The sequence below is a fragment of the Nocardia rhizosphaerae genome (assembly GCF_042650365.1).
GTDB classification, from domain to species: domain Bacteria; phylum Actinomycetota; class Actinomycetes; order Mycobacteriales; family Mycobacteriaceae; genus Nocardia; species Nocardia rhizosphaerae.
Genome location: NZ_JBHSBA010000005.1, coordinates 172,721 through 199,297, shown reverse-complemented (window position 1 = coordinate 199,297; position 26,577 = coordinate 172,721). Strand labels below are relative to the sequence as shown.

The 26,577-nt window shown below is 69.8% G+C and carries 30 protein-coding genes; 11 read left to right on the top strand and 19 right to left on the bottom strand.

Features of this window, described 5'->3' with window-relative positions; translation table 11 throughout:
- Nucleotide 1: 1 nt before the first annotated feature.
- Genes ACFOW8_RS10585 through ACFOW8_RS10570 form a run of 4 tightly spaced genes read right to left on the bottom strand, consistent with a single transcriptional unit; the run spans nucleotide 2 to nucleotide 4,464 of the window.
- Nucleotides 2–1,060, bottom strand: a complete 1,059-nt coding sequence (locus ACFOW8_RS10585) for an ATP-binding cassette domain-containing protein (RefSeq protein WP_378549303.1) — start codon at nucleotides 1,058–1,060, stop codon at nucleotides 2–4.
- A complete protein-coding gene (locus ACFOW8_RS10580; protein WP_378549300.1) occupies nucleotides 1,057–1,878 on the bottom strand; it encodes an ABC transporter permease in 822 nt (273 codons plus the stop codon). Before ACFOW8_RS10580 ends, ACFOW8_RS10585 begins: the two co-directional genes overlap by 4 nt.
- Nucleotides 1,871–2,863: an ABC transporter permease gene (locus tag ACFOW8_RS10575; RefSeq protein WP_378549297.1), complete on the bottom strand. Its 993-nt coding sequence runs from the start codon at nucleotides 2,861–2,863 to the stop codon at nucleotides 1,871–1,873. The genes ACFOW8_RS10580 and ACFOW8_RS10575 overlap by 8 nt, the downstream gene beginning before the upstream one ends.
- Nucleotides 2,860–4,464: an ABC transporter substrate-binding protein gene (locus ACFOW8_RS10570; RefSeq protein WP_378549293.1), complete on the bottom strand. Its 1,605-nt coding sequence runs from the start codon at nucleotides 4,462–4,464 to the stop codon at nucleotides 2,860–2,862. The genes ACFOW8_RS10575 and ACFOW8_RS10570 overlap by 4 nt, the downstream gene beginning before the upstream one ends.
- A gap of 71 nt (nucleotides 4,465–4,535) precedes the next feature.
- Between ACFOW8_RS10570 and ACFOW8_RS10565 the strand changes: the two genes are divergently transcribed.
- Nucleotides 4,536–4,871: an ArsR/SmtB family transcription factor gene (locus tag ACFOW8_RS10565; RefSeq protein WP_378549290.1), complete on the top strand. Its 336-nt coding sequence runs from the start codon at nucleotides 4,536–4,538 to the stop codon at nucleotides 4,869–4,871.
- 135 nt (nucleotides 4,872–5,006) lie between these two features.
- On the opposite strand, the gene ACFOW8_RS10560 is transcribed toward ACFOW8_RS10565, so the two are convergent.
- Complete coding sequence (locus tag ACFOW8_RS10560; protein ID WP_378549287.1) at nucleotides 5,007–6,377, bottom strand: aldehyde dehydrogenase family protein; 1,371 nt, start codon at nucleotides 6,375–6,377, stop codon at nucleotides 5,007–5,009.
- Nucleotides 6,377–7,459 carry an AMP-binding protein gene (locus tag ACFOW8_RS10555; RefSeq protein WP_378549284.1) on the bottom strand — a complete coding sequence of 361 codons (1,083 nt, stop codon included), beginning with the start codon at nucleotides 7,457–7,459 and terminating at the stop codon, nucleotides 6,377–6,379. Before ACFOW8_RS10555 ends, ACFOW8_RS10560 begins: the two co-directional genes overlap by 1 nt.
- 197 nt (nucleotides 7,460–7,656) lie before the next feature.
- Here ACFOW8_RS10555 and ACFOW8_RS10550 point away from each other — a divergent pair, with 197 nt between their 5' ends.
- Nucleotides 7,657–8,325, top strand: a complete 669-nt coding sequence (locus ACFOW8_RS10550) for a hypothetical protein (protein WP_378549281.1) — start codon at nucleotides 7,657–7,659, stop codon at nucleotides 8,323–8,325.
- A gap of 25 nt (nucleotides 8,326–8,350) precedes the next feature.
- On the opposite strand, the gene ACFOW8_RS10545 is transcribed toward ACFOW8_RS10550, so the two are convergent.
- Complete coding sequence (locus ACFOW8_RS10545) at nucleotides 8,351–8,668, bottom strand: hypothetical protein (RefSeq protein WP_378549278.1); 318 nt, start codon at nucleotides 8,666–8,668, stop codon at nucleotides 8,351–8,353.
- A 197-nt stretch (nucleotides 8,669–8,865) separates the two neighbouring features.
- Here ACFOW8_RS10545 and ACFOW8_RS10540 point away from each other — a divergent pair, with 197 nt between their 5' ends.
- On the top strand, nucleotides 8,866–9,741 hold the full coding sequence (locus ACFOW8_RS10540) for an Ig-like domain-containing protein (RefSeq protein WP_378549276.1): 876 nt from the start codon (nucleotides 8,866–8,868) through the stop codon (nucleotides 9,739–9,741).
- A 27-nt stretch (nucleotides 9,742–9,768) separates the two neighbouring features.
- Here ACFOW8_RS10540 and rsgA read toward each other — a convergent pair whose 3' ends face one another.
- The gene (rsgA, locus tag ACFOW8_RS10535) at nucleotides 9,769–10,770 is read right to left on the bottom strand and encodes a ribosome small subunit-dependent GTPase A (RefSeq protein ID WP_378550699.1); all 1,002 of its coding nucleotides are present in this window, start codon (nucleotides 10,768–10,770) and stop codon (nucleotides 9,769–9,771) included.
- On the bottom strand, nucleotides 10,767–12,077 hold the full coding sequence (gene aroA / locus ACFOW8_RS10530; RefSeq protein WP_378549273.1) for a 3-phosphoshikimate 1-carboxyvinyltransferase: 1,311 nt from the start codon (nucleotides 12,075–12,077) through the stop codon (nucleotides 10,767–10,769). The genes rsgA and aroA overlap by 4 nt, the downstream gene beginning before the upstream one ends.
- A 77-nt stretch (nucleotides 12,078–12,154) precedes the next feature.
- On the opposite strand from aroA, the gene ACFOW8_RS10525 reads away from it, so the two are divergent.
- Nucleotides 12,155–12,934, top strand: a complete 780-nt coding sequence (locus tag ACFOW8_RS10525) for an SOS response-associated peptidase (RefSeq protein ID WP_378549270.1) — start codon at nucleotides 12,155–12,157, stop codon at nucleotides 12,932–12,934.
- 62 nt (nucleotides 12,935–12,996) lie between these two features.
- On the opposite strand, the gene ACFOW8_RS10520 is transcribed toward ACFOW8_RS10525, so the two are convergent.
- Both ACFOW8_RS10520 and ybaK read right to left on the bottom strand, forming a co-directional pair.
- Nucleotides 12,997–13,311, bottom strand: a complete 315-nt coding sequence (locus ACFOW8_RS10520) for a hypothetical protein (protein WP_378549267.1) — start codon at nucleotides 13,309–13,311, stop codon at nucleotides 12,997–12,999.
- Between the two features lie 90 nt (nucleotides 13,312–13,401).
- Nucleotides 13,402–13,887, bottom strand: a complete 486-nt coding sequence (gene ybaK / locus ACFOW8_RS10515; protein ID WP_378549264.1) for a Cys-tRNA(Pro) deacylase — start codon at nucleotides 13,885–13,887, stop codon at nucleotides 13,402–13,404.
- A gap of 230 nt (nucleotides 13,888–14,117) precedes the next feature.
- On the opposite strand from ybaK, the gene ACFOW8_RS10510 reads away from it, so the two are divergent.
- Both ACFOW8_RS10510 and rsrA read left to right on the top strand, forming a co-directional pair.
- The gene (locus ACFOW8_RS10510; protein WP_378550697.1) at nucleotides 14,118–14,759 is read left to right on the top strand and encodes a sigma-70 family RNA polymerase sigma factor; all 642 of its coding nucleotides are present in this window, start codon (nucleotides 14,118–14,120) and stop codon (nucleotides 14,757–14,759) included.
- Between the two features lie 11 nt (nucleotides 14,760–14,770).
- Nucleotides 14,771–15,034, top strand: a complete 264-nt coding sequence (gene rsrA, locus ACFOW8_RS10505) for a mycothiol system anti-sigma-R factor (RefSeq protein WP_378550695.1) — start codon at nucleotides 14,771–14,773, stop codon at nucleotides 15,032–15,034.
- 82 nt (nucleotides 15,035–15,116) lie between these two features.
- Here the strand turns inward: rsrA and ACFOW8_RS10500 are convergent, their stop codons facing one another.
- The gene (locus ACFOW8_RS10500) at nucleotides 15,117–15,191 is read right to left on the bottom strand and encodes a 50S ribosomal protein bL37 (RefSeq protein WP_110293457.1); all 75 of its coding nucleotides are present in this window, start codon (nucleotides 15,189–15,191) and stop codon (nucleotides 15,117–15,119) included.
- Nucleotides 15,192–15,310: 119 nt separating this feature from the next.
- Here ACFOW8_RS10500 and ACFOW8_RS10495 point away from each other — a divergent pair, with 119 nt between their 5' ends.
- Nucleotides 15,311–15,526 (top strand): biotin/lipoyl-binding carrier protein, encoded by a 216-nt coding sequence (locus ACFOW8_RS10495; protein WP_378549261.1) that lies wholly within the window; start codon nucleotides 15,311–15,313, stop codon nucleotides 15,524–15,526.
- A gap of 21 nt (nucleotides 15,527–15,547) precedes the next feature.
- Entirely contained in the window at nucleotides 15,548–17,062 is a 1,515-nt protein-coding gene (locus ACFOW8_RS10490) for a sensor histidine kinase (RefSeq protein ID WP_378549258.1), read from the top strand.
- Between the two features lie 112 nt (nucleotides 17,063–17,174).
- Here ACFOW8_RS10490 and ACFOW8_RS10485 read toward each other — a convergent pair whose 3' ends face one another.
- Complete coding sequence (locus ACFOW8_RS10485; protein WP_022567051.1) at nucleotides 17,175–17,429, bottom strand: WhiB family transcriptional regulator; 255 nt, start codon at nucleotides 17,427–17,429, stop codon at nucleotides 17,175–17,177.
- Nucleotides 17,430–17,680: 251 nt separating this feature from the next.
- Nucleotides 17,681–18,625, bottom strand: coding sequence for a diacylglycerol/lipid kinase family protein (locus ACFOW8_RS10480; RefSeq protein ID WP_378549253.1), 945 nt, complete (start codon nucleotides 18,623–18,625; stop codon nucleotides 17,681–17,683).
- A 104-nt stretch (nucleotides 18,626–18,729) separates the two neighbouring features.
- On the opposite strand from ACFOW8_RS10480, the gene ACFOW8_RS10475 reads away from it, so the two are divergent.
- Nucleotides 18,730–19,173, top strand: a complete 444-nt coding sequence (locus ACFOW8_RS10475; protein WP_378549250.1) for a hypothetical protein — start codon at nucleotides 18,730–18,732, stop codon at nucleotides 19,171–19,173.
- Here the strand turns inward: ACFOW8_RS10475 and ACFOW8_RS10470 are convergent.
- From ACFOW8_RS10470 to ACFOW8_RS10455, 4 genes are all read right to left on the bottom strand, one after another.
- A complete protein-coding gene (locus ACFOW8_RS10470) occupies nucleotides 19,143–19,652 on the bottom strand; it encodes a GNAT family N-acetyltransferase (RefSeq protein ID WP_378549247.1) in 510 nt (169 codons plus the stop codon). The genes ACFOW8_RS10475 and ACFOW8_RS10470 overlap by 31 nt on opposite strands.
- Entirely contained in the window at nucleotides 19,649–20,266 is a 618-nt protein-coding gene (locus tag ACFOW8_RS10465) for an acid phosphatase (protein ID WP_378549244.1), read from the bottom strand. Before ACFOW8_RS10465 ends, ACFOW8_RS10470 begins: the two co-directional genes overlap by 4 nt.
- Before the next feature lie 26 nt (nucleotides 20,267–20,292).
- Nucleotides 20,293–21,528, bottom strand: a complete 1,236-nt coding sequence (locus ACFOW8_RS10460) for an Rv3212 family protein (protein ID WP_378549241.1) — start codon at nucleotides 21,526–21,528, stop codon at nucleotides 20,293–20,295.
- A 180-nt stretch (nucleotides 21,529–21,708) separates the two neighbouring features.
- Nucleotides 21,709–23,385 carry a DEAD/DEAH box helicase gene (locus ACFOW8_RS10455; RefSeq protein ID WP_378550693.1) on the bottom strand — a complete coding sequence of 559 codons (1,677 nt, stop codon included), beginning with the start codon at nucleotides 23,383–23,385 and terminating at the stop codon, nucleotides 21,709–21,711.
- A 446-nt stretch (nucleotides 23,386–23,831) separates the two neighbouring features.
- Between ACFOW8_RS10455 and ACFOW8_RS10450 the strand changes: the two genes are divergently transcribed.
- Together ACFOW8_RS10450 and ACFOW8_RS10445 are read left to right on the top strand one after the other, a co-directional pair.
- A complete protein-coding gene (locus tag ACFOW8_RS10450) occupies nucleotides 23,832–24,884 on the top strand; it encodes an alpha/beta fold hydrolase (protein WP_378549238.1) in 1,053 nt (350 codons plus the stop codon).
- Nucleotides 24,885–24,912: 28 nt separating this feature from the next.
- The gene (locus ACFOW8_RS10445) at nucleotides 24,913–25,602 is read left to right on the top strand and encodes a ferritin-like fold-containing protein (protein WP_378549235.1); all 690 of its coding nucleotides are present in this window, start codon (nucleotides 24,913–24,915) and stop codon (nucleotides 25,600–25,602) included.
- Nucleotides 25,603–25,604: 2 nt separating this feature from the next.
- Here the strand turns inward: ACFOW8_RS10445 and ACFOW8_RS10440 are convergent, their stop codons facing one another.
- Entirely contained in the window at nucleotides 25,605–26,462 is an 858-nt protein-coding gene (locus ACFOW8_RS10440; protein ID WP_378549232.1) for a helix-turn-helix transcriptional regulator, read from the bottom strand.
- Between the last annotated feature and the right edge of the window lie 115 nt (nucleotides 26,463–26,577).

Below are 26,577 nucleotides of genomic sequence, written 5' to 3'. Positions count from 1 at the left end.
ATCAGGACCTCGCTCGGCGGATCAGGCGCGGGCCCTCGCGGCGCAGCACGGTGGGACCGCCCGCGTACGGGCAGTCGTCGGACAGGTCGGTCAGTGCCAGCGGCGGATGCGGCAGCGGGCGCAGGCCACGTTCGGGCAGGGCGGCGAGCAGATCGCCGGTGTAGTCGTGCCACGGGTCGGCGAGCACCTGCGGGGCCGGGCCGACCTCCATCAGCCGCGAGGCGTACATGATCGCCACCGTGTCGGCGATCCCGGCGCGCAGCAGATGACCCAGGTCGTGGGTGATGAGCAGGACGGCCGCGCCGCGATCGGCGCAGGCGCGCAGCAGCAGACCGATCTGGTCGGTGCGATCCCGGTCGAGTCCCGAGGTCGGCTCGTCGGCGACGATCACCGCCGGGTCACCGGCCAGCGCCGCCGCCACGGCCGCCCGCTGCGCCATCCCGCCGGACAGCTCGTGCGGATACAGCTCCAGCGCCGACGCGGGCAGTCCGGCCAGCGCAAGCAGGTCGGCGGGAGTGTGGTCGGTGCCCAGCGTCGCGATCGTCTCGGTCAGCTGTGAACCGATCGTGCGGACAGGGGTGAAATGTGTACCGGGCGACTGCGGGATCAGGGCGATTGTGCGCCCACGGAATCGGTGGGCGGCCGCGTCGGTTCGCGGTGCGCGGCTGTGCGCGGCCGCGGCCGGGGATGTCGCGTGGCCGGGATCGGCGGTGACCGCGTTACGGGTGGGCGGACCGGCATGCCCGTCGCGGCGGCCGACCCAGCCGCGCCACCCGAAAGTCCCACGGCGTCGGGGTATTCGGCCCGAGCCGAGTGGCTGGTCCAGCACATCGAAAGCCAGCTCGCCCACATCGACGCGCACCGAACCGGTCACCACGGCCGACGGCGGCAGCACCCCGAGCACCGCGCCTGCCACCACCGACTTCCCGCACCCGGATTCGCCGACCAGCGCGCTCACCGTGCCCTCGGGCACGGTGAGCGACACGTCGGTCACCGCGTGCACGACAGCGTCGCCGCGCACCGGGATGCGCACGGTCAGCCCCTCGATCGTCAGACTCATCGCGGCATCCTCGACGGTTTCGGTGGTAGTAGCAGGGTGCGCAGCGACGATCCGGCGACGGCGACCGCCACCGTGGTGAGTACCAGGAGCCCGGCGGGGAAGACCAGGGTCCACCAGCCGCCGAGCAGCAGCGATGAACGGGCCTCCTCTAGCAGCGTGCCCAGGCTCGGTTCGTGCGGCGGCAGCCCGAAACCGAGGAACGACAGGGTGGATTCGTGCCAGATGGCGTGGGGCAGCAACAGCACCACCGCGATCAGGGCTTGCGGAGCCACCGCGGGCAGTAGGTGCCGCAGCAGCAGATGCGCGCGGCTGGCTCCCGCCAGCACCGCCGCCGAGATGTATTCGCGTTCGCGCAGACTCAGGCTCTCCGCACGCACGATCCGCGCCACCTGCACCCAGTGGGTGAGCCCGATGGAGAGCACCACCGCCAGCGCGTTGCCGCGGAACAGCGCCACGATCACGATGCCGAGCAGCAGATGCGGTAGCGCGTTGGCGGTGTCGGCGAACCGCATGACGGCCCGGTCGACCCAGCCGCCCGCCAGCGCCGAAAGCGCGCCGATCAGCACACCGAGCACCGTCGAGACCGCCGCCGCGCACGCGGCGACCAGCAGTGAGGTGCGCAGCGCCGCCGCGATCCGGACGAACAGTGAGCGACCCGCGGAGTCGGTGCCGAACCACCACTGCCCCGACGGGGCCTGCCGCGCGGTCGCGAAATCGGTGAGCCGATCGTCGACACCGCTGTACCAGGGCACACCGATCGCGTAGAGCACGACCGCGGCCAGCACCGCCAGCGCGAGGATCAGCCGCCGCTCAGCCATCGGCCCGCACCCGTGGATCGAGCACGACGACGGCCACATCGGCGAGCAGCGAACCGAGCATGACCGCGCAGGTGGTTCCCACGGTGAGCACCGCGAGCAAGGGCATGTCCAGATCCTTCGCCGACTGGACGAACGCCCCGGCCACGCCCGGCCAGGAGAAGATCTCCTCCACCAGCACCGCGCCGACGACGACCTCGGGCAACCGCGCGCCGAGGATCGTCACGAACGGCGCGAGCGAGGTCGGCAGGATATGCCTGCGGGTGATGGTGGCGGTGTCGATGCCGCGGGTGGCCGCGCCGACGACGAAATCCTCCCCGCGCCGGTCCGACACCGACTCCCGCACGGCGAGCAACAGCCACGGCACCTGGGAGACGGCCAGCGCGGCGGCGGGCAGCACGAGATGCCGTGCCACCTGGCCGAATCCGGCGTCGGCGCCCGCGTCGGTCAACCCGGCGGGTGGCAGCCAGCCGAGCCCGACCGCGAAGACCGCGATCGCAGCCAGCGACACCACGAACGGCGGCAGCCCCTGCATCGCCACACAACTCGCGGTCACGATCCGGTCGACGACACCGCCGCGCCGCATCCCGGACCACACCCCGGCGATCAGCGCGACCGTGACGGCCACTCCCATGGCGGCGAGCACCAGCAGCATCGTCCACGGAATACGCTGGGCGAGTAGCTCACCCACCGGCTGCGCGAAACTGCGCGAGATCCCGAGATCGCCGGTGCCCAAAGCCGCGAGCCAGCGGCCGTAGAGCTGATACCAGGGCGCGTCGAGTCCGAGCTGCTCGGTGAGCAGGGTTCTGTCGGCGGCACTGGTGGACTCGTAGCGGGCCCCGAGATAGCCGACGAGCGGGTCGAACGGTGAGACCGCGGCCGCGGCGAACAGCGCCGCCGACACCACGACGAGCACCGGGACCAAGGTCGCCAGCCGCAGCCCGACCATCGCGCCGATACCGCGATCGCGGAACCGGCTGCGCGTCATCGGCGCGTCCAGGTCTGCAACGACCACCACGGACCCCAGGTCACCCCGTGGGTGTGCGGTTCGAGGATCGGGCCCGACATCGACCACCCGGATTCGGGCACCACGTAGGTGTGATCGAGATGGACAAGGAACACATGGCTCGGGTCCTGCGCGTACTCGGCCTGCACCGCGCGGTAGGCGCTCGCCCGTGCGGCCGGGTCGGTCGTGCGGCGGGCCTGGTCGAGCAGCGTGTCGATCTCCGCGTCGGTGTGCCTGCTCGCGTTGTCGTACGGGCTGCTCGCGGCCGGGTCGGCGGCGGGGGAGTGCAGAGTGCGGTAGGCCTGGGTGTCGGGATCGTAGGGTTCGCTGCCACCGCCGAGCAGGATGCCCGCCTTCTCGATGCGCGGCTCGATCCGATCCCAGGACAGCGCCTCCAAGTCCACCTCGACGCCGACTCGTTTGGCATCGGAGGCGAAGGCCATCGCGAGGTCACGTCGCAGGGTATCGGTGGAGTTGTACATCACCGTGAACCGTGCGCGCACCCCGTCTTTCGCGCGGACGCCGTCGGCGCCGAGCCGCCAGCCCGCGCTGTCGAGGATCCGCTCGGCCTCGGCCCGGTCGAAGGCGAAAGTGACTGCCGGATTGTGGGATTCGCCGTACACCTCGGGAATCGGGGTGTAGGCGGGACGGCCGTAGCCGCCGAGCACGTTGTCGATCATCGCCTGCCGGTCGACCGCGTGGTTGAGGGCGAGCCGCACCGCTGGGTCACCCGCCACCGGGTCGGCGGCCGGCATCGAGACACCGCGCCAATCGGCGGAGGTGTTGGCGCGCACCGACATCGCGGGCCGATCGGCGAAGGTCGCCGCGAGCAGCGGTGGCAGTGTGGTGCCGTCGAGTTCGCCCGCGGCCATGCGCTGAGCGCGGGTGTTGTCGTCGGGGACGTACAGCAGCGTCAGCCGTTTCACCGCGGGCGCGCCGCCCCAATAGTCCTCGTTCGCCACGAACACCGCACGCGTCGGGTCGAGCGTGTCGAGCCGGTAGGGCCCGGTGCCGATCGGCGCGGTGTTGAGCGGGGAGTCGGTGGCCGGGCCCGGCGTCGCGACCGACTCCGCCGGGACGATGCCGATGAGCAGCTTGGTCGGGAACGCCGCGTACGGGTGGCGCAGGGTGAACCGGACCGTCGCCGGGTCGACGGCCTCCACCTGCTCGATCATCGAGAACGACGAGCGTGCCTCCGAGGCCGACGCCGGATCCAGGATCGCCCGGTAGGTGGCCACTACATCGGCGGCGTCGAAGTCGGAGCCGTCACTGAAGCGCACACCCGAGCGCAGCGGCGCGGTCCACACCGAGGCGTCCGCGTTCGGTGTCGGCAGTTCGGTTGCCAGTGCGGGGGCGAAGCCCGGCATGCCGTCGCCGCCGGTCAGGCGCAGCAGGCCGTCGTAGATCTTGGCCTCACCGGCCGCGCCGTAGCCCGCGATCGGGTTGTATCCGCCCAGTTCGTAGGCGTCGGCGAGGACGAGCGCGTCGTCGGATCCGCCGCTCGGCGCCGAACACGCGGCGAGCGAGACGGCCAGCGCGCCCGCGGCTCCGAGGGCGAACAGCGGCCGAGTGCGGAGCCTCATTCATCAATCCCAACTCATGTCTATCTGAACAGGTGGACAGATGATAGACGAGTTGTAAGCTGAATGACGCCATGGGAGAGCCGCGCACGCTGGATGGATCGCCGGTCGAACTGGGCCGCCGCGCGATCGGCGATGTCCAGATCGCCGCATGGGCCCAGCGCTTCGCCCTGCTCGCGGATCCGAACCGCCTGGAGATCCTGCTGTGCCTGCACCGCAGTCCCGGCATCAGTGTCGGCGAACTCGCCGCCGCCGTCGGCCGCAGCGAGAACGCCATCTCCCAGGCGCTGCGCGTACTGCGCACCGAAGGCTGCGTCGTCTCCAGCCGCGAGGGTCGCACGGTGGCCAACCGCCTCGCCGACCCGGTCATCCACGACATCCTGCACACCATCGGCGCGGGACACGGCTGATCGGTTGTCGCGCGGCGGAATTCAGGATCCGCCTGCGCACGATCATCAGGACGGCCACCGCCCGGAGCAGGTTGCAGAGCCGCCGAGCATCGACAGCGTGCGCAGGCGAGCGGCGACCGCGCAGTGCCCGGACGATCAGATGCCCGAGCGGATCATCCCCTTGCAGCGCATGAGGAACTCGGCCAGGTAGCCGTCATGCGGGACGCCGGGGCGCAGCCAGGTGGTCGGGTTGTCGCCCAGGTACAGGTTGGTGATGCTCGGTTCGTTCAGCAGTTCGTCAACGAGCTCGGCGCGGGTGGTCATGGCGGTGAGGACCAGTGAATCACGCAGCGGCGCAACACCGTCCGACGGCTGCCACGGTCCGACCCAGGCGCAGGGGAAGGCCAGTTCGACCCCGAGTTGCGGTGCGGTCGCCGAGTCGAGGAGGTGCACGGCCGGGCGCAGCACCGCGCCGCCGGACGGCAGTTCGTCGACGATGCTCTCGCCGCCGAGCAGCGGCACCGCACTGCCCGCGACCTCGTGCAGATACTCGTCCAGCGCGGTCACCGCGGGCAACGGCTGCACGGTGAGCAGCGCGTCGGGGTGGTCGGCGGGCAGGCTGGGAATGCGGTCGAGCCGCTCGGCCAGCGCGGTGGCCAGCGGTTCCGGGTCGCCCTCGACCAGGATCCCGGTGGTGCAGGTGCAGGCGGTGCCGCCGAGATGGCTCACCGAATCGGCGATCACGTCGAGGTGCTCGCGCCAGTCCACCTCGGCGGTGATCAGGATCTTCGACCGGCCCGGACCCTGGGTCAGCACCCGCCTGCTCGCGCCGTACTTGTCGACGACGTCCTGTCCGCCGTAGACGATCGCGTAGTCGGCCTCGGCGATGATCACGTCGGCCGCCGCGTAGTCGGTGGGCAGCAGTACGACCGACTCGGCGGGGAACCCGGCCGTGCGCAGCGCGCTCACCAGCCGGACGGCGGTGAACGGCTCGCGCGCCGACGGACGGACCACCACCTTGTAGCCGAGCGCCAGCGCCTCGGGCCAGAGCCCGTGCACCGCGGGGGTGTTGCCCGCCGCGTGGACGGCGAACACCTCGCCCTTGCGCACCCAGACCGCGGCGCCGGTGCGGGTCGGCTCGTCCTGCCATTCGGGCACCGCGCCCCGCGGCATGGCCAGCGTCATCGTGTCGGCCTGGGACCGAAGGACTTCGGCGACCCAGTCGGCGGACTGACGCACCACCTGGCGCGGCACGCCGGATACGGTCGAGACGATCCGCACGTAGTCCTCGGGGTCGAGCCCGCCGATCGTGGCGGTGGTGAACAGCTCGGCGGCCTTGCTCATCAGGGCGAGGCGTTCGGCGACGGGGACGGTGGGCGCGGCCCGCATGGCGGTGAGCGCGCGCCGCACGAACAGCGCCGGAACCTGGCCGAGCGAGCCGACTTCGGTGCCGTCGAGCGCGGTGATCGGAATACGCTGCCTGGCGCGGTAGTCGCCAGCGGGGCCGAGCGCGTCGATCTCGATCATCAGTACACCCCCTCGATGACGGACTTCTCGGCGAAGGTCGTCACCGGACGCACATCGGCGACCGCGCAACCGAGCGCGCCCGGTGCCGGTTCGGCGCGCACGGCGGTGTCGCGTTCCAGATTGTTCGGCAGCAGTGCGTATTTGGTGAGGTGGTTCATCACGACCTGACCGCGCTCGCCGTAGGCGACGTCGTCGCCGGTGGCCGGATCGACCACCCGGAAGGCGATGAACGGGCTCGGGGTATCGAAGACCGCGAGCCCGTCGGCGCGTTCCTCGTCGCGCTCGCGGGACATGCCGAGAATGGTGGTGCTGCCGTACAGACCTTTGAGCGGGATGCCGGGAAAGACCTCCTGGCGCAGGATATCCCTGGTGTCGGCGTCCATGTGCGCGCCGCTCCAGCACAGGAACTTCACCTGCTTGCGCACCGCGTCGACCAGTTCGGGGCGCCGGGCCAGGCGCTCGAGCAGCGGCGGCGTCGCGATGAGGATGCCGACGGACTGGGTGGTCAGAATGGCGGCGGCCTGATCGATCAGGTGTTCGGCGTAGCGGTCGGCGCCCTCGGTGTCCCCGGAGCCGATCAGGTGCTTGATCCAGCGGGGATCCAGATCGACGGTGAACTTCACTCCGTCGTGCCTGCGGGCTCGCCGGGAAGCGAATTCGCCGAACATGTGTGGGCCGCTCGGCGCGATCGCCAGGGTGTTCATCGTGCCGAGCTCGGCGTAGTGGTGTTCGTCCCAGGACAGCGCGAACTCCATCCACGGTTCGAACATCACGAACCGCTTCGGTGCCCCCGTGGTTCCGCCGCTTTCGAAGATCCCCGCGATCTCCCGGTCCGCTCCGGTCAGCCCGCGCGGAATCAGGTCCTCCACCGCGACATCACGGAACTCGTCGATGACGTTGGGGAACAGGCGCAAATCCGCGAAGGTCCGCACATCGGCGCGCGGATCGAAATCCAGCAGCTCGGCCCGCCGTAGCCAGTACGGGCTTCCCGTCGCGGCATCGAAATGCCAGGTCATCAACGCCCGGACGTAGTCGTCGGGATCGACGTCGACAGCGTCCAGCTCGAGAATCTCGGAACACATCGGCACAGCCTCCTGGCGCGCGAACAGTGGGCGTTTTGCGAGGTTCATCGTCGCGCTTGCGTGGCCGCCCGGTCGGTGTCGATGGACACCTCGATCAGACGATAGGAAGGGCTATGTTCGGGTGGGGCTTCCCGGATCGGGGCCCGGATGGCCGCCGGGCATAATGTGGGGAGTCGAACCGGTGGGCGGGGGTAGGGATGAAGTATCAACGGCCGGATTCGGTGCTCTGGGCGTGGGCATTCGCGGGATTCTGGTTCGCGCTGTGTATCGCGGCGGCCATCCTCGGTGGCGCTGTGGTCGACTCAAAGACGGTTGTCCTGATCGCCGTCTTCGTCGGCGCCGCGCCCTTCGTCGCGGTGTTCAACTACGACCAGGCGCTGGAACAGCGGCACGATCGTCTGCATGGTGGCCGGATACCGATGCCGCCGATGCCTGTTCGTCCACCGACCCCGGTCGGCCCGCCACCCCCGCAACTACCACCACGCCTGCAAGGCCAGTGGAACCGACTCACCCAGGCCTGGAATGTCGTCACCGAACTCCAGCACAAGGGCTGGGTCGACGCCGACAGCACGCGCGGGCTGCCCGATTCGATGAATCGCCTGTATCAACTCGGCGTGGCCGACGGCATGACCGACCAGCTGGGTGGACGCCGCTCGGGTTCGGTCGAGCAGCAGATCGGCAGGCTCGCGGATCTGCTCGTCGCGCTCGCGGACGAGGCCGTCGAGCATCAGGCGACGCTCGGGGCCGGCGACTTCACCCCGGCGACGATCGCCGCGGCCGCGCAGCGCCTTTCCGCCGATCGCGCCGCGTACCGGGAACTCATGGAGCTCAGCGGAACCTGGCACGCGCCGCCGGGACGGGGCTGAGTCCCAGCCGCGGGCCGCGCGGAACCTAGCGGGGCAGCGCTGGGGCCGCCGGACGGGCGTGCGTGGTCTCCGGCGAGACCGTGATGACGTCGCAGGCGGCGAGTACCACCTCGGCGTGGTCGCCGAGGTGGCCGAGGTCGGGGGTGACCACGGCGGCGGCCTCGGTGGTGCCGACCACGTCGAGGAGCCTGCCGATCGGGTCGGTGGTGCGGTCGCTGAACACCACGGTCTTGGTGAAGCGGTAGCCGAGACGTTCGGCTAGGGAACGGATCTGCGTTTCGTCCCAGGATTGGGCGACACCTGAGATGTCGCGGCGCAGATACCCGATCGCCGGTGGCTTCATGGGGGTAGACGGTACCGGCGCCTGGTGTCCGTTGCCGGGTGCGCGAGTGAACGTGAGGCCGATTCGCAATCTGACTGATACATGTTTCTTATTTACCTCCGTGCGGAACCATATCGTGATCTACTGCTGCCGACGCGGGCGTGACCGCGCACCGACGCCGGAGTCGGGCGCCGTCCGCGGCCATGTGGGAGACAACGATGGTGGACAGCAGAATGCAGCGGGTGGCCGGATCTCTGGCCGCGTTCGCGGTGGCGGCGGGCTTCGCGGTGGCGGCCGTGCCCGGCACCGCCACCGCCGCGCCGGGGTCGGTCGTCTGGACAGACGGCAACAGCAAGTTCACCCGGACCGTCTCGAACACCACCCCGGTCGTCGGCGACACGATCACCGTGACCACGAAGTTCGAGCGGACCGGGATTCCGGTCGAATACATCTACAACATCAAGGATCTGCACCCGGCGTGCCTCACCCCGGTACCGGGGTCGGCGAAGATGGGCGGTGACGTGGTCACCCTTGACACCTCGTCCTCGGACTGGGTGCGCGCGGAGTTCGGCATCACCAAATACCCGGTGTACCCGAACATCCAGCCGAAATCGCAGACCTTCGAAGTGCAGTACAAGGTGGGCGTGAACTGCGCCCGCGACGTCCCGCTGCCGACCTCCATGCACTACGGCGGCTCGCTCGGCGACGGCATCTACCAGGGCAAGGGCCCGGCGATCACGGTGTCCAGCGATGCGGTGTCGAGCACGGTGCTCACCGATGTGACCGGCGCGCAGGTCGGCAAGGCGGTCACACTGGAAGCGAGCGTGAGCCCGCCCGGTGCCGGTGGCACGGTCCAGTTCAAGGCCGGCGACCAGGTTCTCGGCGACATCCCGGTCAACGCGAACGGCACGGCCACGATCGTCTGGACGCCCGGCGCGGCCGGGTCATACACCATCGGCGCGACCTTCTCCGGGCGCAGCGGCGTGGCGAGCTCGTCGACGACCAAGGTCGTCACCGTGGCCGACGTGCCGACCGATCCCGGCGACGGCGGCGGCGTCGATACCGGCAGCGGCACCGGTTCGCTCGGGTTCTGAGCCCGGATCCCGGCACGGAATCGGTTGCTACCAGGTCTCGTTGGAGATCAGCGCGGCGAGCAGCTGACGGATCGCGGCGACGCGCCGTTCCGTGCCGGGGAGCTGGTCGAGCGCGCACTCGGGATCGGCGGGCGGGCCGAGATGGGTGCAGCCGCGCGGGCAGTCCTCGATGGCGTCGGCGAGATCGGTGAACGAGGCGATCACGTCGTCGGGGGTGATGTGCGCGAGGCCGAACGAGCGCACACCGGGCGTGTCGATCACCCAGCCGCCGTCGGGCAGCGGCAGCGCCACCGACTGGGTGGAGGTGTGCTTGCCCTTGCCGACGCCGGACACCTCGCCGACCGCCCGATACGCGTCGGGCACAAGACGATTCACCATCGTCGACTTGCCGACCCCGGAGTGTCCGATCAGGGCGGTCAGCCGGTCGTCGGCGAGGTCGCGCACCGGCTCGATCGGATCGTCGATCCCGGCATAGATGATCCGCAGATCCAAACCGTCGAAGGCGGCCGCGAATTCGGACTCCGCCGCCAGATCCCGCTTGGTGAGCACCAGAATCGGTTCCAGCCCACCGGCGTACGCGGCGACCATCGCCCGCTCCACGAATCCGGTGCGCGGTGGCGGATCGGCCAGCGCGACCACGATGAACAACTGTTGGGCATTGGCGACGACGATCCGCTCGAACGGATCGGTGTCGTCGGCGGTGCGGCGCAGTACGGTGCCGCGCTCGGCGACCCGCACGATCCGGGCGAGGGTGTCGGGTTTGCCGGTCAGATCGCCGACGACGTCGACCTGATCGCCCACCACGATCGGGGTGCGGCCGAGTTCGCGCGCACGCATGGCGACGATGCGGCGCTCGGCGTCACCGTCGAGCACACACCCCCAGCGCCCGCGATCCACCGAGACCACCATCGCGGCCTCGGCGTCGGTGTGCTGGGGGCGGGTCTTGGTGCGTGGACGCGAGGCCTTGCCGGGACGGACCCGCACATCGGATTCGTCGTAGCTGGCTGCGGTGCGGCCGCGGCGGCTCAGTGCGCCGCTCCCTCACCCGATAACGCGGGCGCCAGCATCTGCTCCCACAAGGTGACGAAAGTCGGCAGCGTTTTGGCCGTGGTGCTGATGTCCTCGATCGCCACCCCGGGCACCCGCAGGCCGAGAATCGCGCCGGCGGTGGCCATCCGGTGATCGGCGTAGGAGTGCCACTGTCCGCCGTGCAGCGGGGCGGGCACGATCTCGAGGCCGTCGTCGGTCTCGGTGACCGCGCCGCCGAGCCGGTTGATCTCGGCGGACAGCGCGGCGAGCCGGTCGGTTTCGTGGCCGCGCAGATGCGCGATGCCGCGCAGCGAGGAGGGCGAGTCGGCCAGCGCGGCCAGCGCGGCGACGGTGGGGGTGAGCTCGCCGACGTCGTGCAGGTCGATATCGATGCCCGCCAGCCGATCCGGGCCGCGCACGGTGAGCACGCCGTCGAAGATCCGCGCCTCCGCGCCCATCCGCACCAGGATCTCGCGGATCACGTCACCGGGCTGGGTGGTGCCGCGCGGCCACATCGGGATGCTCACCTCACCGCCGGTGACCGCGGCCGCGGCGAGGAACGGGGTGGCATTGGACAGGTCGGGTTCGATCTCCCAGTCCACGGCGCGGATCGGGCCCGGCTCCACGGTCCAGGTCTGCGCGCTGCGTGAGTCGGCGGGAGTCTGCACGCGCACGTCGGCGCGGCGCAGCATCTCCACCGTCATCTCGATGTGCGGCATCGATGGCAGCTGCTTGCCGTCGTGGTGGACGGTGATGCCCTCCTCGAAGCGGGCGGCCGAGAGCAGCAGCCCGGAGACGAACTGCGAGGAGCCGGACGCGTCGATGGTGACGGCGCCACCGCGCAGACTGCCGGTGCCGTGCACGACGAACGGCAGCGCGTCACCGTCGACGTCGAGGCCGAGCTTGCGCAGCGCGTCGAGGATGGTGGTGAGCGGGCGGTGCTTGGCCTGCTCGTCGCCGAAGAAGGCGACGTCACCGGTCGCCAGCGCGGCGGCGGGCGGCAGGAAGCGCATGATGGTGCCCGCCAGGCCGCAGTCGACGGCCGCGCTGCGCAGCGGGGCGGGCGTGACGGTGAGGGTCTCGGCGTCACCGACGATCTCGGTACCGAGGCCCTGCAGTGCCGTGATCATCAGGTCGGTGTCGCGGCTGCGCAGCGCACCGGTGAGGGTGGACGGGCCATCGGCGAGCGCGGCGAGGATGAGCGCGCGATTGGTGATGGACTTCGATCCGGGCAGGGTGACGGTGGCGTGGACGGGGACCTCGATATGGGGCGCTGGCCAGAAACTCACTCGCCCATCTTCGCGCATGTGCGTCCGGGACACACGGGTGGTGCGGAATTCGGCGTGGTCGGTAGTTGTCGGACGGCGGTGCGACGATGACACTTATGTGCGGACGATATGCGACGACCACCAATCCGGGTCGCCTCGCGGCCGAGCTCGACGCCGTCGACGAGACCGATCTGGACGCGAGCGACCCCGCCGCCGCGGTCAGCTACAACGTGGCGCCGACCAGCCAGGTGCTGACCGTGGTGGAACGCCACGAGCACGGCGCGCCCGACGACGATCCGCGGCTGCGGGTGCGGCGCATGCGCTGGGGCCTGATCCCGGCCTGGACCAAGGCGGGCGAGCCGGGCGTGCCCACGAAGGGCAAGCCGCTGTTCAACGCGCGCGCCGACCGGGCGATCAGCGCGCCCTCGTTCCGCGACTCGGCCAAGCACAAGCGCTGCCTCGTCCCGATGGACGGCTGGTACGAATGGCTGGTCGAGCCGGCGCCGACGGCGAAGGGCAAGGCCGTCAAGCGGCCGTTCTACATGTCACACGCCGACGGATCACGGCTGTACATGGCCGGGCTGTGGTCGGTATGGCGCGACCGCGACGTTCCCGACGCCGCCCCGCTGCTGTCGTGCACGATCCTCACCACCGACGCCGTCGGCGACCTGGCCCGCATCCACGACCGCATGCCACTGCCCATGCCGCGCGAACACTGGGACGCCTGGCTCGACCCCGACCGCCCCGCCCCCGCCGACCTGCTCACCGGCGCGTCCCCCACCGAGGTGGCCGCCATCGTGGCCCGCCCGGTCTCCACCCTCGTCAACAATGTCGGCAACAACGGCCCCGAACTGCTGAGCGCCGACCCCGATACCGCGCCGGACGCCCTGTTCTGACCGCGCGCACGGAACGGCCGGGCGGGATCCGCGAGTGATCCGGCCCGGCCGTCGGCAGGCGATCAGAGCTTGCAGGGCACCGAATCGGTGGCGATGTTCAGGCCGCACTTGATGACTCCGGTGGCCAGGTCGATCAGCTCGGTGACGACGCCGCCGCCGAGCTTCTCCGCCTTCTCGGCCTTCTCGTCCCGCTCCGGCGCGGCCTGCGGGGAGTTCTTGGGCGCCGTGCCGTTGCCGTTGAGCGGGAAATCGCCTGGCTCGGTGGGATGGGTGGGGGCCACCGGGGGAATGGCGGTGGCCGGCGCGGCGAAGGTGACGGCGCCGAAGGCAAGGACAAGTGCACCGGACAGGGTGGCGATCGTCGAACGAGTGGACATCTCTCGCATCACATCCTCGGGTCGAATCGGTCGTACCGGGCGCGGAGTGCGTCGGGAGTGGATTCGGAACGAAGTCGCGATCGGATGGGCTCAGCTGGCGATCCGGGCGGTGACCGCGGTGGCGGCGCGCACCAGATCGGCAGGCGCGAGCTCGATCTCGAGGCCGCGTTTGCCCGCGCTGCACAACACCAGGTCCCAGTCCAGCGCCGAGGCGTCGAGCACCGTCGGCAGCTTCTTGCGCTGGCCGAGCGGGGACACCCCGCCGAGGACATAGCCGGTGGTTCGCTCGGCCTTGGTCTTGTCGGCCATGCTCGCCTTCGGCGCGCCGAGTGCCGCGGCGGCGGCCTTGAGTGACAGCTTGGCGGGCACCGGCAACACCGCGACAGCCAGCGCGCCGGTGGACAGCTCGATCACCAGGGTCTTGAAGATCTGCTCGGCCCGCACCCCCAGCTCGGCGCCGAGCGCGTCGACCGCCTCGTCACCGTAGGACTCCGCCCGCGGATCGTGATGGTAGCTGTGCACACGGTGCGCGATCCCCGCCGCGGTGAGGGCCTTGATCGCCGGAGTCGATGCCATGGGCGTCACAGTAGCCAGGCGGGCGCCCCCGACGGCAAACGATTTTCCGCATCGGCGGGAACACCGATCCGGGGGCTCATGTTGCACACGAATGACAAGCGCCCACCACGACCCGTGAAGGAGAGAGCGTGACACTGCTGCTCGAGGAGCGTCCCAGCTCGCCCGGGGGTGCGCGATTGCCCTTCGATTCCGTGCTGCCGGTAGATTCGGCTACTACGGCGATCGAAGGGATTGGTGTGACGAGCGACGATGACGTGGTGCCTGCCGGGGCATCCGGCTCAGGAGTCGACGAAACCGAGCTGGCGGCACGGTTCGAGCGCGATGCGCTCCCGATGCTCGACCAGCTCTACGGCGCCGCCCTGCGGATGACCAGGAACCCGGCCGATGCCGAGGATCTGGTTCAGGAGACGTATGTCAAGGCGTTCCAGGGGTTCAAGTCCTTCAAGGAGGGCACCAACCTGCGCGCCTGGCTGTACCGCATCCTGACCAACACCTACATCAACTCCTACCGCAAGAAGCAGCGCCAGCCCGCGCAGTACCCGACCGACGAGATCACCGACTGGCAGCTCGCCGCCACCGCCGAACACTCCTCGACCGGCCTGCGCTCGGCCGAGGTGGAGGCGCTGGACGCGCTGCCCGACGACGAGATCAAGGCCGCGCTGCAGCAGCTGCCGGAGGAATTCCGGATGGCGGTGTACTACGCCGACGTCGAGGGTTTCCCGTACAAGGAAATCGCCGACATCATGGGCACCCCGATCGGTACCGTGATGTCCCGGCTGCATCGCGGCCGCAAGCAACTGAAGGGTCTGCTCGCCGATGTGGCGCGCGACCGTGGATTCGACCGTGGGGAACGCCAGGAGGTAAGCAAGTGAGCGACCCCGATATGGAGATGGACTGCACGGCGGTTCTCGCCGACGTGTGGCTCATGCTCGACGGCGAATGCGATCAGGCCACCCGTGACCGGCTGCAGCAGCACATGGATCACTGCAGCCCGTGCATCGAGGCCTACGGTATCGAGGAGAAGATCAAGAGTCTGCTCAGCCGCAAGTGCGGTGGTGAGCACGCGCCGCAGGGCCTGCGGGAGCGGCTGAAGCTGGAGATCCACCGGTCGATCACGGTCACCAGGATCGAGCGCACCGAGGGCTGAGCGCACCGGCACCCGAGCGCACCGGCACAAAAAAGGGGCACCCGTTCGAACGGGTGCCCCTTTTTCAGCTTCTGAGCGCGGCTCAGGAGTTGGGCCGCTTGCCGTGGTTGGCCGCGTTGCCCTTGCGGCTGCGCTTCTTACGTCCACGCTTACCCATAGGTGGCTCCCTTCTTCGGTCTGATCGACGGTCATTGTCCCACGTGTGATTGGCTGTACTTCCGGCGGATACGGCCGGCGCCGCCGCGCGGTGGCCGATGACTACATGAACGGGGTGCCATGCCTGAAGAAGTGCGCGCGGAGATGGTCTCGACCGTGCTCGCTGTCGAGGTCGCGGTCGGTCAGCACGTGACGGTCGATCAGACCCTGGTGCTGCTCGAGTCGATGAAGATGGAAATCCCGGTGCTCACCGAGGTCGAGGGCGATATCACCTCGATCGATGTGGCCCCGGGACAGGTCCTCCAGGCTGGCGACCTGATCGCCACCATCGCCTAGCGCCGGAGCGGTAGATCCCCCGTGGCAACACTGAGTGAGCTTCTTGCCGAACACACCGATCTCCCCGGCACCGCCGTGGACCACCTGCAGCGGGTGGTGGGCGACTGGCAGTTGCTCGCCGACCTGTCCTTCTCGGATCTGCTGCTGTGGGTGGGCGCGGGCCCGGTCGCCGACGGCGCCGACGTGGTGTGCGTCGCCCAGATCCGCCCGACCACCGCACCGACCGTCCACCTCGACGACAAGGTGGACACCAGGGCATCGCGCGCGGACTTCTCCCAGGTGTTCGATGCCCTGCTGACCGGCCGCACGGTGCGCACCGACACCGAGGTCGAGGTGAGCGGGGTATATCACCCCAGTCCGGTACATGCCGTGCGCGAGGCCATCCCGGTGCGCTGCGGCGACGATGTGATCGCGGTGCTGAGCCGCGACTCCGATCTGGCCCGCTCCCGGGTCCGCAGCACGCTGGAGCAGGCGTATGTGTCCTGCGCCGACGACCTGTGCCAGATGATCGCCGACGGCAGTTTCCCCACCCCGGAGGATCGGGCGGCCACCCATTCCAGCCCGCGGGCCGGCGACGGTTTCATCCGGCTCGACACGCAGGGCATCGTGGTCTACGCCAGCCCGAACGCGCTCTCGGCGTACCACCGGATGGGGATGCAGGCCGATCTGGTCGGTCAGGATCTGGCGGTGACCACGCGCTCGCTGATCACCGATCCGTTCGACGCGCAGGAGGTCGTCGCCGATATCCAGGCCGCGCTGGCCGGGCGTACCGGTCGCCGGATGGAGGTGGAGGCACGCGGGGCGACCGTCCTGCTGCGCACGCTGGTGATGCGTCCAGGTGGCGAACTGGCCGGGCCCGCGGTGCTGGTGCGTGACGTCACCGAGGTGAAGCGCCGCGACCGCGCGCTGCTCAGCAAGGACGCGACGATCCGGGAGATCCACCACCGGGTGAAGAACAACCTGCAGACGGTGGCGGCGCTGCTGCGGCTGCAGGCGCGGCGCACCGAGAACCCGGAGGCGCAGGTGGCGCTGACCGAGTCGGTACGCCGGGTCACCTCGATCGCCTCGGTGCACGAGATGCTGTCGATGTCGGTGGACGAGGAAGTCGATCTCGACGAGGTCGTCGACCGGTTGCTGCCGATCATGGCCGACGTTGCCACGGTGCATACCGCGCGGATCAAGGTGCGCAGGGCTGGTTCGCTCGGAGTGTTCTCGGCCGAGCGCGCCACACCGCTGGTGATGGTGCTGACCGAGCTGGTGCAGAACGCGATCGAGCACGCCTTCGATCCGGGCGAGGACGGTACCGTGACGATTCGGTCGGAACGGTCGGCTCGCTGGCTCGACGTGATCATCAGCGACGACGGCCGTGGGTTGCCTGCCGGCTTCAGCCTGGAGGGGTCGGATCGGCTCGGGCTGCAGATCGTGCGCACCCTGGTGACCTCGGAACTCGGCGGTTCGATCGGCCTGCACCCCGGTGCCGACGTCGGTACCGACGCGGTGCTGCGGGTGCCGCTGGGGCGGCGTTCGGCGCGCTGACAACGACGTGAAAACCGCTGTGGGACAACAATAAACCCGGCACCGCAGGGTGCCGGGTTCTCACACGCGTTACCGGGCCGGGGCTGCTGGCCCGGCAACGCCTCCTCGTCGACTAGACGGAGGTGCGCGTACGGGTGCGCGCGTTGCGCCGCTTGAGCGCGCGCCGCTCGTCTTCGCTCATTCCACCCCACACGCCGGCATCCTGGCCCGACTTCAGGGCCCACGACAGGCAATCGGCAGTGACGGGGCAGCGGGCGCAGACCAGCTTGGCATCGGCAATCTGCGCGAGCGCAGGACCGCTGTTACCCACCGGGAAGAACAGCTCGGGGTCCTCGTCGCGACAGATGGCCTTGTGGCGCCAGTCCATTCCTCTGCTCCTTTGCATGGGCGCCACAAGGGCACCGCTGGTTAGTGGATCGTTCACTTGTGCGACTCGAATGTTTCCGCACGGTTGCTTGTGAATGCTTTCACGAACACCGTAGATGTCAATAGGTGTCCGGCGCACCGTGGGGAAGCTCACGCTCTAGAGGGCCCTCGCGGGGGACCTGCCCGGTCCTTTGTACTCGCGTCTCCCGATTTTCGCAGCGCAACCGGGAGATTTTTCCGCGTGTCCCGAGCTCAGGAGGGTTTCGGGGCCACCACGTCGAGGACGCCGGGCACCGATGTGAAAAGCACCATCTTGCGTTTTCCGAGGAAATCGCCATCGATTTGCAGGCCGATCTCACCATCGGCCTCGATCCGCACCGACGGTACATCGTCGACGCGGAATAGCTTGTCCGACTGTGGATTTCCATTCTCAGTCAGCAACTGGCGGGCGAGCAACAGGGTGCGCGTCACACTCATCGAACGGACCGCGAACACCCCGAGCCCCGTTTCGAACGTCGTCCCGGGATTCGTGCGAATCGGGCGGTCCTCGAGATAGGTCCACGGACTCGAATTCGTGACGAAGGCGTAATACACCGATTCCACCGGATCGTGTCCCGGCACCTCGACGGTGACGCGTGGTTCTTCGCGGCGGGCACGGAAGAACTGGCGCACGGTGGTGCGCAGATAGCGTGCCGGGGTCGCCTTGCGGCCTTTCGCGCGGGCGACATCGATCGACTCGCACACATCGGCGTCCAGCCCGACGCCCGCGCTGAAGGTGAACCACCGGTCGTCGGCGAGCCCGAGCCCGATCCGGCGATCGGCGTCGCGTGCGAGCAGATCGATGAGCTGATTGGTCGCGGTGACCGGGTCGGGGGAGATGCCGAGCGCGCGGGCGAACACATTGGCCGAGCCGCCGGGAATGATGCCGAGACGAGGCCGCCAGAGCTGATCGTCGGCGACCTGCGGCAGCGGCAGAAAACCGTTGATGGTCTCGTTGACCGTCCCGTCGCCACCGTGCACGACGATCAGGTCCATCTCCTGGGTCGATGCCCACTGCGCCAGTTCGGCCGCGTGACCGCGATGCTGGGTGTGCGCAACTGTCAGCTGCGTCCGGCTCTCCAGCGCGTGCGCGAGCAGATCCCGGGTGGCCGGGGTGGTCGAAGTGGCATTCGGATTGACGATGAGCAGCGTCCGCACGAGTCGAGCGTAATGGGAGATCGTGAACACCCCGGCACGGTGCGCCTCGGGCGAGGTGGTGCCGACGGCCGCGTCGTAGGCTTGGCAGTGTGGTGGAGCGCGACGTGACCGATGACAAGCAGGCAGGCGGCGGGCGCCCGGCGTCCGGGATTCCGACGGCGGTGCGCGTCGCCGGTGCGCTGGTGACGCTGGAGGGGCTGGCCGGCGTCGGCACCGCGATCGTGCTCGTGGTGCGTGCGCTGACCGGGCACGATCAGTCGGTGGCCAGCGGTGGCGGCACCGCGATCTGGTTCGGCGTGCTGTTCGGCGGTGTGCTCGCGGCAGGCATCGGGCTGCTGCTCGGCAAGCGTTGGGGCCGGGCCATCGCGGTCATCGCGCAGGTGCTGCTGTTGCCGGTGGCCTGGTCGCTGCTGACCGATTCGCACCAGCCGGTATTGGGAACACTGCTGGCGATCGTCGTCGTCACCGCGCTCGGTGCGTTGTTCGCGCCCGCGTCGAGCCGGTACATGGCGCAGGATTACGGCGAGATCCCCGACGATCGCGACTGAGCACTCGCCGCCAGCGCGGTGAGTTCGGCACCGGCGAGCCGATAGCCCATCCACTCGTCCTGCGGTGCGGCCCCTAGGGATTCGTAGAAGGCGATCGACGGGGTGTTCCAGGTGAGCACCGACCAGGACACCCTGCTGTACCCGTGCTCGACCGCCTCCGCGGCCAGCGCGGCCACCAGTGCCTTACCGAGCCCGGTTCCGCGCGTGCGCGGCCGCACGTACAGATCCTCCAGATAGATCCCGTGCACCCCGTCCCAGGTCGAATAGTTCAGGAACCAGATCGCACAACCGGCCACCTCGCCGTCGAGCTCGGCGACATGCGCGAACAGGGCGGGTGCCGTTGCGAACAGCGCAGCACCGAGCTGCTCGGTGGTGAGCGTGCACTCCTCCGGCGCCTTCTCGTAGTCGGCCAGCTCGTGCACCAACTCCACCAGCGCGGGCACATCCGCGGGCGTGGCACGGCGGATCCGGGCGCTCATCGCGTCGCTCCTTCGGCCGGTTCGGTGCGGGTGGTGAGGTTGTGGCCCCAGATGGTGTGGGCGCCGTGGTCGTAGCCGAGCTCGCTGAGCGCGCCGGTGGTCATGGCGAAGCGGCGGCCCTCGGCCACCGGCAGTTCGGCCCAGCGGGCGATGAGCACTCGGGAGAAATGGCCGTGGCCGACGAGCACCACGTCACGCTCGGCCAGCAGTGGCTCCACCCGGCCCAGCACCCGGTCGGCGCGAGCACCCACCTGCTCGGCGGTCTCGCCGCCGGGAGTGGGGGCGGTCCACACCGTCCAGCCGGGGACGGTCTCGCGGATCTGGGTGGTGGTGATGCCCTCGTAGTCGCCGTAGTCCCATTCGGCCAGGTCGGGATCGATCTCGGCGGGCCCGAGCCCGGCCAGCTCGGCGGTGTGGCGGGCACGCAGGCGCGGGCTGCTGACGACGAGCGGATCACGCAGGGCCAGCGCCTTCAGCAGGACCCCTGCCGAGCGGGCCTGCGCCTCGCCACGCGGGGTCAGCGGCAGGTCGGTGTGACTGGTGTGCCGTCGCTGCATGGACCAGGTGGTTTCGCCGTGGCGCAGCAGAACCACTCGGGCATCGGGTGTGGACATGGGTCCATCATGGCAGGCGCGCCCGCTCAGCCGAGGGCGTAGAGCCTACCGTCGCGGCGTTCCAGCACCGTATCGCCGAGGACCGCGGTGGAGACGGTGCCGCCGCTGTGGTCGGTGCGCTGGACCGGGATCGTGGCGACCGTCGCGCCGCTGCCGGTGTCCACCGCCACCAGGCCGTCGGCGACCGGGACGAGCAGTCTGCCCGCCATCAGGGCCGGGGTGCCGATGGCATCGGGCACGGTCCAGACCGGCTGGAAAGTGGCCGCGCTCAAGGCGATCAGGCTCTCGCCGGTGAAGACGTAGACGGCCGAGCCGAGCCGGGTGACGGTGGCGTGTTCGCCCCACGGCGCGGCGAGCTGATGCACGGCGATCTCGTTGCCGGTGCCGTCGTGCACGGCGATCCGCGGCCCCCTGCCCGGCTGGGTGGCGGTGGCGGTGGTCGGCGGGTAGTACACCGCGACCTTGTCGTCCGATACCGCGAGCACGCGCACCCCGGGCGACTCGGCTCCGGCCGCGGTGAGCACCCGCGAACCGTGCTCCTCGGGTTTGGTGGCCTCCTTCGGCGCCGGATCGAGCACCGTGAGCCGGGCGGACGGATCGTCCGGGCAGTGTTCCAGCACCGCGAGCCGCGACGAACTCGACGCGGCCGAGGCGAACGAACACCCGCTGCGTGGCTGGTAGTTCGGGTTGATCGGCGCGTCGACGTATCCGTACTCGAGCGTGCGCACCAGATCGGAGCGCCACATCTCCAACCGGTCGGTGCCCATGGCGAGCAGGTAGGTGCCGTCGCCGCTGACCCGGATGGCGTCGTCCATATAGCTGCTGCGCGCGGCCTCCCGCTCCCCGGTGGCGGCGTCGAGCATCGTCGTCTGACTGCATCCGCGCTGATCGCGATAGGTGGCGATCACGGTGCCGTACTGGGACTCCACCGCGCACAGCGGCATGTCCCTGCGATACCACCACAGCTGCTCTCCGCTCACCGGATCCCGGCCGCTGACGGTCCCGGCATCGCCGGTCACCACCACATTGCCGGAGATGAGCGCCCTCGAGCTCGCCGCGTCCGCGGCATGCCACAGCTCGTGCAGCGAGGCGGGCAGCTGGGTTGCCGCGGTGATCGTCGGTGCGGGCGAGCCCGCGGTGACAGAATCGGTCCCGGTGGCATCGGACCGCGCCCACACCACGACCGCCGCCACCACCAGGGTGACGGCGATCGCTGCTGCGGCAAGGATATCGGCGCGCGTGCGCCGCTCGGGTGCGAGCACGGCAGCAGTGTATTTCGAGTGCTGGCGCGCTCGAGTCGCGGCCCCCTGGTGTCCACGATCCTGGCTGCAACACCACGCTGAGCGCACACAATCACGCGTTTCGGTCGCAAACGAGACCATTGACGCGATTTGTGGTGCCACAGCGGGTGTCCACCGCCACGTCGGCGTGGCCGAGGGGAATCAGGCGTCGACGCTGACCGGGCTCGCCGGGCTGTCGGACGTGGCGGGCCTGCGCCTGCGGCGACGGCGGGCAGGCTTGGCCTCGCCGGCGTCGGCGTCGGCTGGTGAGTCGGTGGACTCGGTCGTGGTGGACTCGGCGCCGTCGGCGGGCTTGCGGCGGCGCCGCCTGCGGCGGGCGGGCTTGTCCGCGTCGGCACCGGCCTCACCCTCTTCCGGGGTGCCATCGGCCGGTGCTGCCGCGCCATCGGCGGTCGTCGGCTCGGCCGCCCTGCCACCCCTGGTGCGACGGCGGGTCCGGGTCGACTTGGGCCGCTCCGGCCGCTCCTCGACCACGTCGCCCTCCTCGCGGGCCGGCTTCGGCTTGCGGATGACGCCGGTGACGCCCTCCGGGATGCCGAGATCGGTGTAGAGGTGCGGTGATCGGGAGTAGGTCTCGGCCGGGTCGGGGATGCCGAGCCCGAGCGCCTTGTCGATGGACTCCCAGCGGTGCAGCTCGTCCCAGTCGATCAGGGTGATCGCGACGCCGGTGCGCCCGGCGCGGCCGGTGCGGCCGATCCGGTGCACGTAGGTCTTCTCGTCCTCGGGGCACTGGTAGTTGACGACGTGGGTGACGTCGTCGATATCGATACCGCGCGCGGCCACGTCGGTGGCGACGAGCACGTCGATGGTGCCCTTGCGGAACTTGGTCAGCGCCTTCTCACGCGCGATCTGGCCGAGGTCGCCGTGCACGGCGCCGACGGCGAATCCGCGCTCGGCCAGGTCGTCGGCCACCTTCTGCGCGGTGCGCTTGGTGCGGGTGAAGATCATGGTGGCGCCACGGCTTTCCGCCTGCAGCACCCGCGCGACCAGTTCGCTCTTGTCCAGCGCGTGCGCGCGGTAGACGAACTGCTCGGTGCGGTCGTGCACCGCAGAATCGCTCGCTTCCTCGGCGCGGATGTGGGTCGGCCGGGTGAGGAAGGTGCGGGCCAGGGTGATGATCGGGCCCGGCATGGTGGCCGAGAACAGCATCGTCTGGCGCGCGTCGGGCACCATCGACAGGATGCGCTCGATATCGGGCAGGAAGCCGAGGTCGAGCATCTCGTCGGCCTCGTCGAGGACGAGCACGCCGATCTTGCCGAGGATCAGGTGGTTCTGGTTGGCCAGGTCGAGCAGCCGGCCCGGCGTGCCGACGACCACGTCGACACCGTCGCGCAGCGCGGCGATCTGGGTGTCGTACGGGCGGCCGCCGTAGATGGCGGCGACCTTCAGCGCGCCCTGGTGGTTGGTGAGGTACTTGCTCGCGTTCTCCAGATCCTTGGTGACCTGGATGCACAGCTCGCGCGTCGGCACGATGACAAGTGCGCGCGGGGTGCCGTCGAGCGGGGTGGTTCCGGTGTCGGCGGTGGCGATCCGGTGCAGCAGCGGCACACCGAAGCCGAAGGTCTTGCCCATTCCGGTGCGGGCCTGACCGATGAGGTCCTCGCCCGCCAGCGCCAGCGGCAGGGTGAGTTCCTGGATCGCGAAAGTGCGTTCGATACCGATCTCGCCGAGCGCGCGCACGATTTCGTCGCGAACCCCCAATTCGGCGAAGCTCGGGGGGGTGTGGGTGTTGTCCAGTTCGGCCGTCAGCAGGGTGTCGGTCAAACCGGGTTCCTGTTCGACAGTGATCTTGCTCAGGGTTCGTGCCTTCCTCGTCATCGCATTACGCACGCACGAGGTGGGGCGGGCCGGACGGCCCGCGACGACCACATATCCGCCTGTGATATTCACCGGGCCTGCACCGAGCGCTGACGCGTCATCGGCGCGGCACATCGGCGATGCGGATTCGGTGCGCGCACATTTTCCGTGGACTTCGCTGCCGCCGTCCGCCCGCGCGGTAGCGCCGGTGGAGGCAACGCCTGCCGCGCCCGCAGAGTCTGCCGGGGCGAGGAAACTAGCGTTGTCCACGGTGATTGTAGCGTGATAATGTGCGCAGCCCGAATTCCGCCCCGGCGGGCGACCTCGCGAAATCTGGCGTGACCTTCGCTTTCGTCGTTCGGATGCTGTGTCACAGCACAATTCGGCGGCCCGGATTACCGCGCGTGTCCGGCGATGTAACAGAACTCACTTGGTACCGCCGGTACCGGGTATGAGACATTCTTGTCATGAGCATCGCGGAGACCGTCACCACCGCAGCGCGCAACGCGTGGGCGCTGAGCTTCGGCGCGGGCATCGCGCCGCCCGACCCGGCCCCGTCGACCGTGCTGTGGGACGAACCGCATCGGCTGTTGCGTCGCTACGAGCACGAAAGTGCTTCGGCTACAACGGATGCCGCGGTACTTCTGGTGCCGCCGCTGGCCGCGCCCGCCACCTGTTTCGACCTGAGCTCCGACCAGAGCCTTGCCCGTCATCTCGTCGCCGCGGGCCGCCCGACCTATCTGGTCGACTACGGCGACATCTCCTTCGCCGACCGCGCGATGGGCTTCGAGGACTGGGTCACCAACATCCTGCCCGAGGCCATCCTGCGCACCAGCGCCGATCGGGGCGGCGCGCCGGTCGATCTCGTCGGCTGGTCCATCGGCGGCGTGTTCGCCTTGCTCACCGCGGCCGCGAATCCGGAATTGCCGATCCGCTCGGTCACCGGTGTCGGCGCCCCGCTCGACTACGACAAGATGCTCGGGATGCCGCAGGTGCGCGCGGTCGCGAGCCTGACCGGCGGCCGGGCCATGACCACGTTCGTGCGCGCCGCGGGCGGTATTCCGGCGCCGCTGACCAAACTCGCGTACCGGGTCGCCGCGATCGACCGGGAAATCGCGCGGCCGCTGTTCGTCGCGAGCAATATCGCGCGCACCGAAACGCTGGCCAGAATGGAATCCATCGACCGTTTCCAGGCGGCCATGCCGGGATATCCCGGTCGTTTCTACGGCCAGATCTGGGGCAGGTTCATTCTCGCCAACGACATCGGCAAGGGCAGGCTGCGGCTGCGTGATCGCACCGTCGAACTGGCCGACGTGCGGGTGCCGGTGCTGCTGGTCGGCGGGACCGCCGACGTGATCACGCCCAAGGCCGCCGTCGAGGCGGGCCTGCGCACGCTCACCGGGTCGCCGTCGGTCACCTACGAGGTGGCGCCGGGCAGTCATCTCGGCATCCTGGCCGGACCCGACGCGCGCCACACCACCTGGACCTATCTCGACAAGTTCCTGGCGGAGCGCGACTGAACGCCGATCGGGATTAGAGTTGGTACCCATGGGAGCACAGACCTCTGCCGGGCCGGATGTTGTCTCGACCGAACCGCTCGCCGCGGATCATTCCGGGGTGACCGAACTCTTCGCGGTCCTCGCCTACGGTGAGGTCTCCGCGTTCTACCGCCTGGCCGAAGAGGCCAAGCTGGCTCCTTCGCTGCACGGGCGGGTGGCGGTGGCCAAGATGGCCGCCGCCGAGCTGTCCCACTTCGAGGTGTTGGCGGAGGCCCTGCGTGCGCGGGGGACCGATGCCGAGGCCGCGATGGCGCAGTACCAGGGCGCGCTCGACTCTTACCACGCCTCCACCGATCCCTCGACCTGGCTCGAGTCGATGGTGAAGTTCTACGTCGGCGACGGGCTCGCCGCCGACTTCTACTCCGAGATCGTCGGGGTGCTGCCCACCGAGGTCGCGGGGATCGTGCGTGAGGTGCTCGCCGAGACCGGGCACTCGCAGTTCGTCGTCGACGAGGTCCGTCGCGCGGTCGCGGCCAGCCGTTCCGAGCGCGATCGGCTGACCCTGTGGGGCAGGCGGCTGCTCGGCGAGGCCATCACCCAGGCGCAGTACGTGATGGCCCAGCGCGACGAACTCGCCGAACTGGTGCTGGCCGCCACCGGCGACCTCAACGGCATCGCCACCCTGTTCGACCGCATGCAGGAGCGGCACGCGGCCCGGATGGCCGAACTCGGGCTGTAGCCCTACTCGCCCGCGGCCCTGCCCTGCACCAGCCGCAACTCCGGTGCTCGGGCCGCGGTCTCGCGCGGCAGCCAGATCGTCACCTGCTGATCGCGTTCGGCGGTCAGGGTCTGCACGGTGAAGGTGAGGGTGCCGCGGGTGGGGTGCTCGATCCCGAGCAGGGTGGGGATGTCCTCGGCCAGGCGGTGCGGCTGCCAGCGGCGGGCGAACTCGGGTTCGCCGCACAGGAAGGCGATGATCGCCGCGACCCGTTCGTCGTCGGGGCGGCGCAACCTGGTGCGGGCGAGCTGGTCGGCGAGCAGATCGGCGAACTGGGGCCAGTCGGTGACGGTGCTGCGGGCCAGTGGATGCCGGAACGCCCACACGGCCAGGTTCACCTCCTCGCGGTCGTCGAGCAGGCCGAGCGGCGCGACCAGGTCCTCCCAGGCGTCGTTGAACGCCAGCACATTCGCGCGGGGACCGAGCGCGAAGGCCGGGGTGGGTGCGATGGCGTCGATGACGCCGCGCAGCCCCGCCGGAACCTGGTCCAGTGCGGGGTCGAAAGCGGTACTCGGGCACCGGGATTCCGCGCTGGAGGTGAGCGCGAGCCAACCGAAGTGGGAGCGCTCGGTGTCGTTGAAGCGCAGCGCGGTGGCCAGTGCGTCGACCACCGCCATCGAGGGATTGGTGTCGCGGCCCTGTTCGAGCCGGGCCAGATAGTCGGCGCTGACCCCGGCGAGTACCGCGACCTCTTCGCGGCGCAGTCCCGGCGTGCGGCGCCGCCCGCCCGCGGGCAGGCCGACGTCCTCGGGACGCAGCTCGGCGCGGCGGGCGACGAGCACTTCGGCGAAGGCCGATCGCGCACCCGGTTTGTCCGTCATTCCTGCACCTGCCATGTCTCGATCGTTCCCGTTCCCCGCCCCGCCAGCCACGCCCTGCCGGGTCCAGGATAGGGGCGGTCTGGTTACCGGACCACGGTCCGGTCAGGGTGGTGGC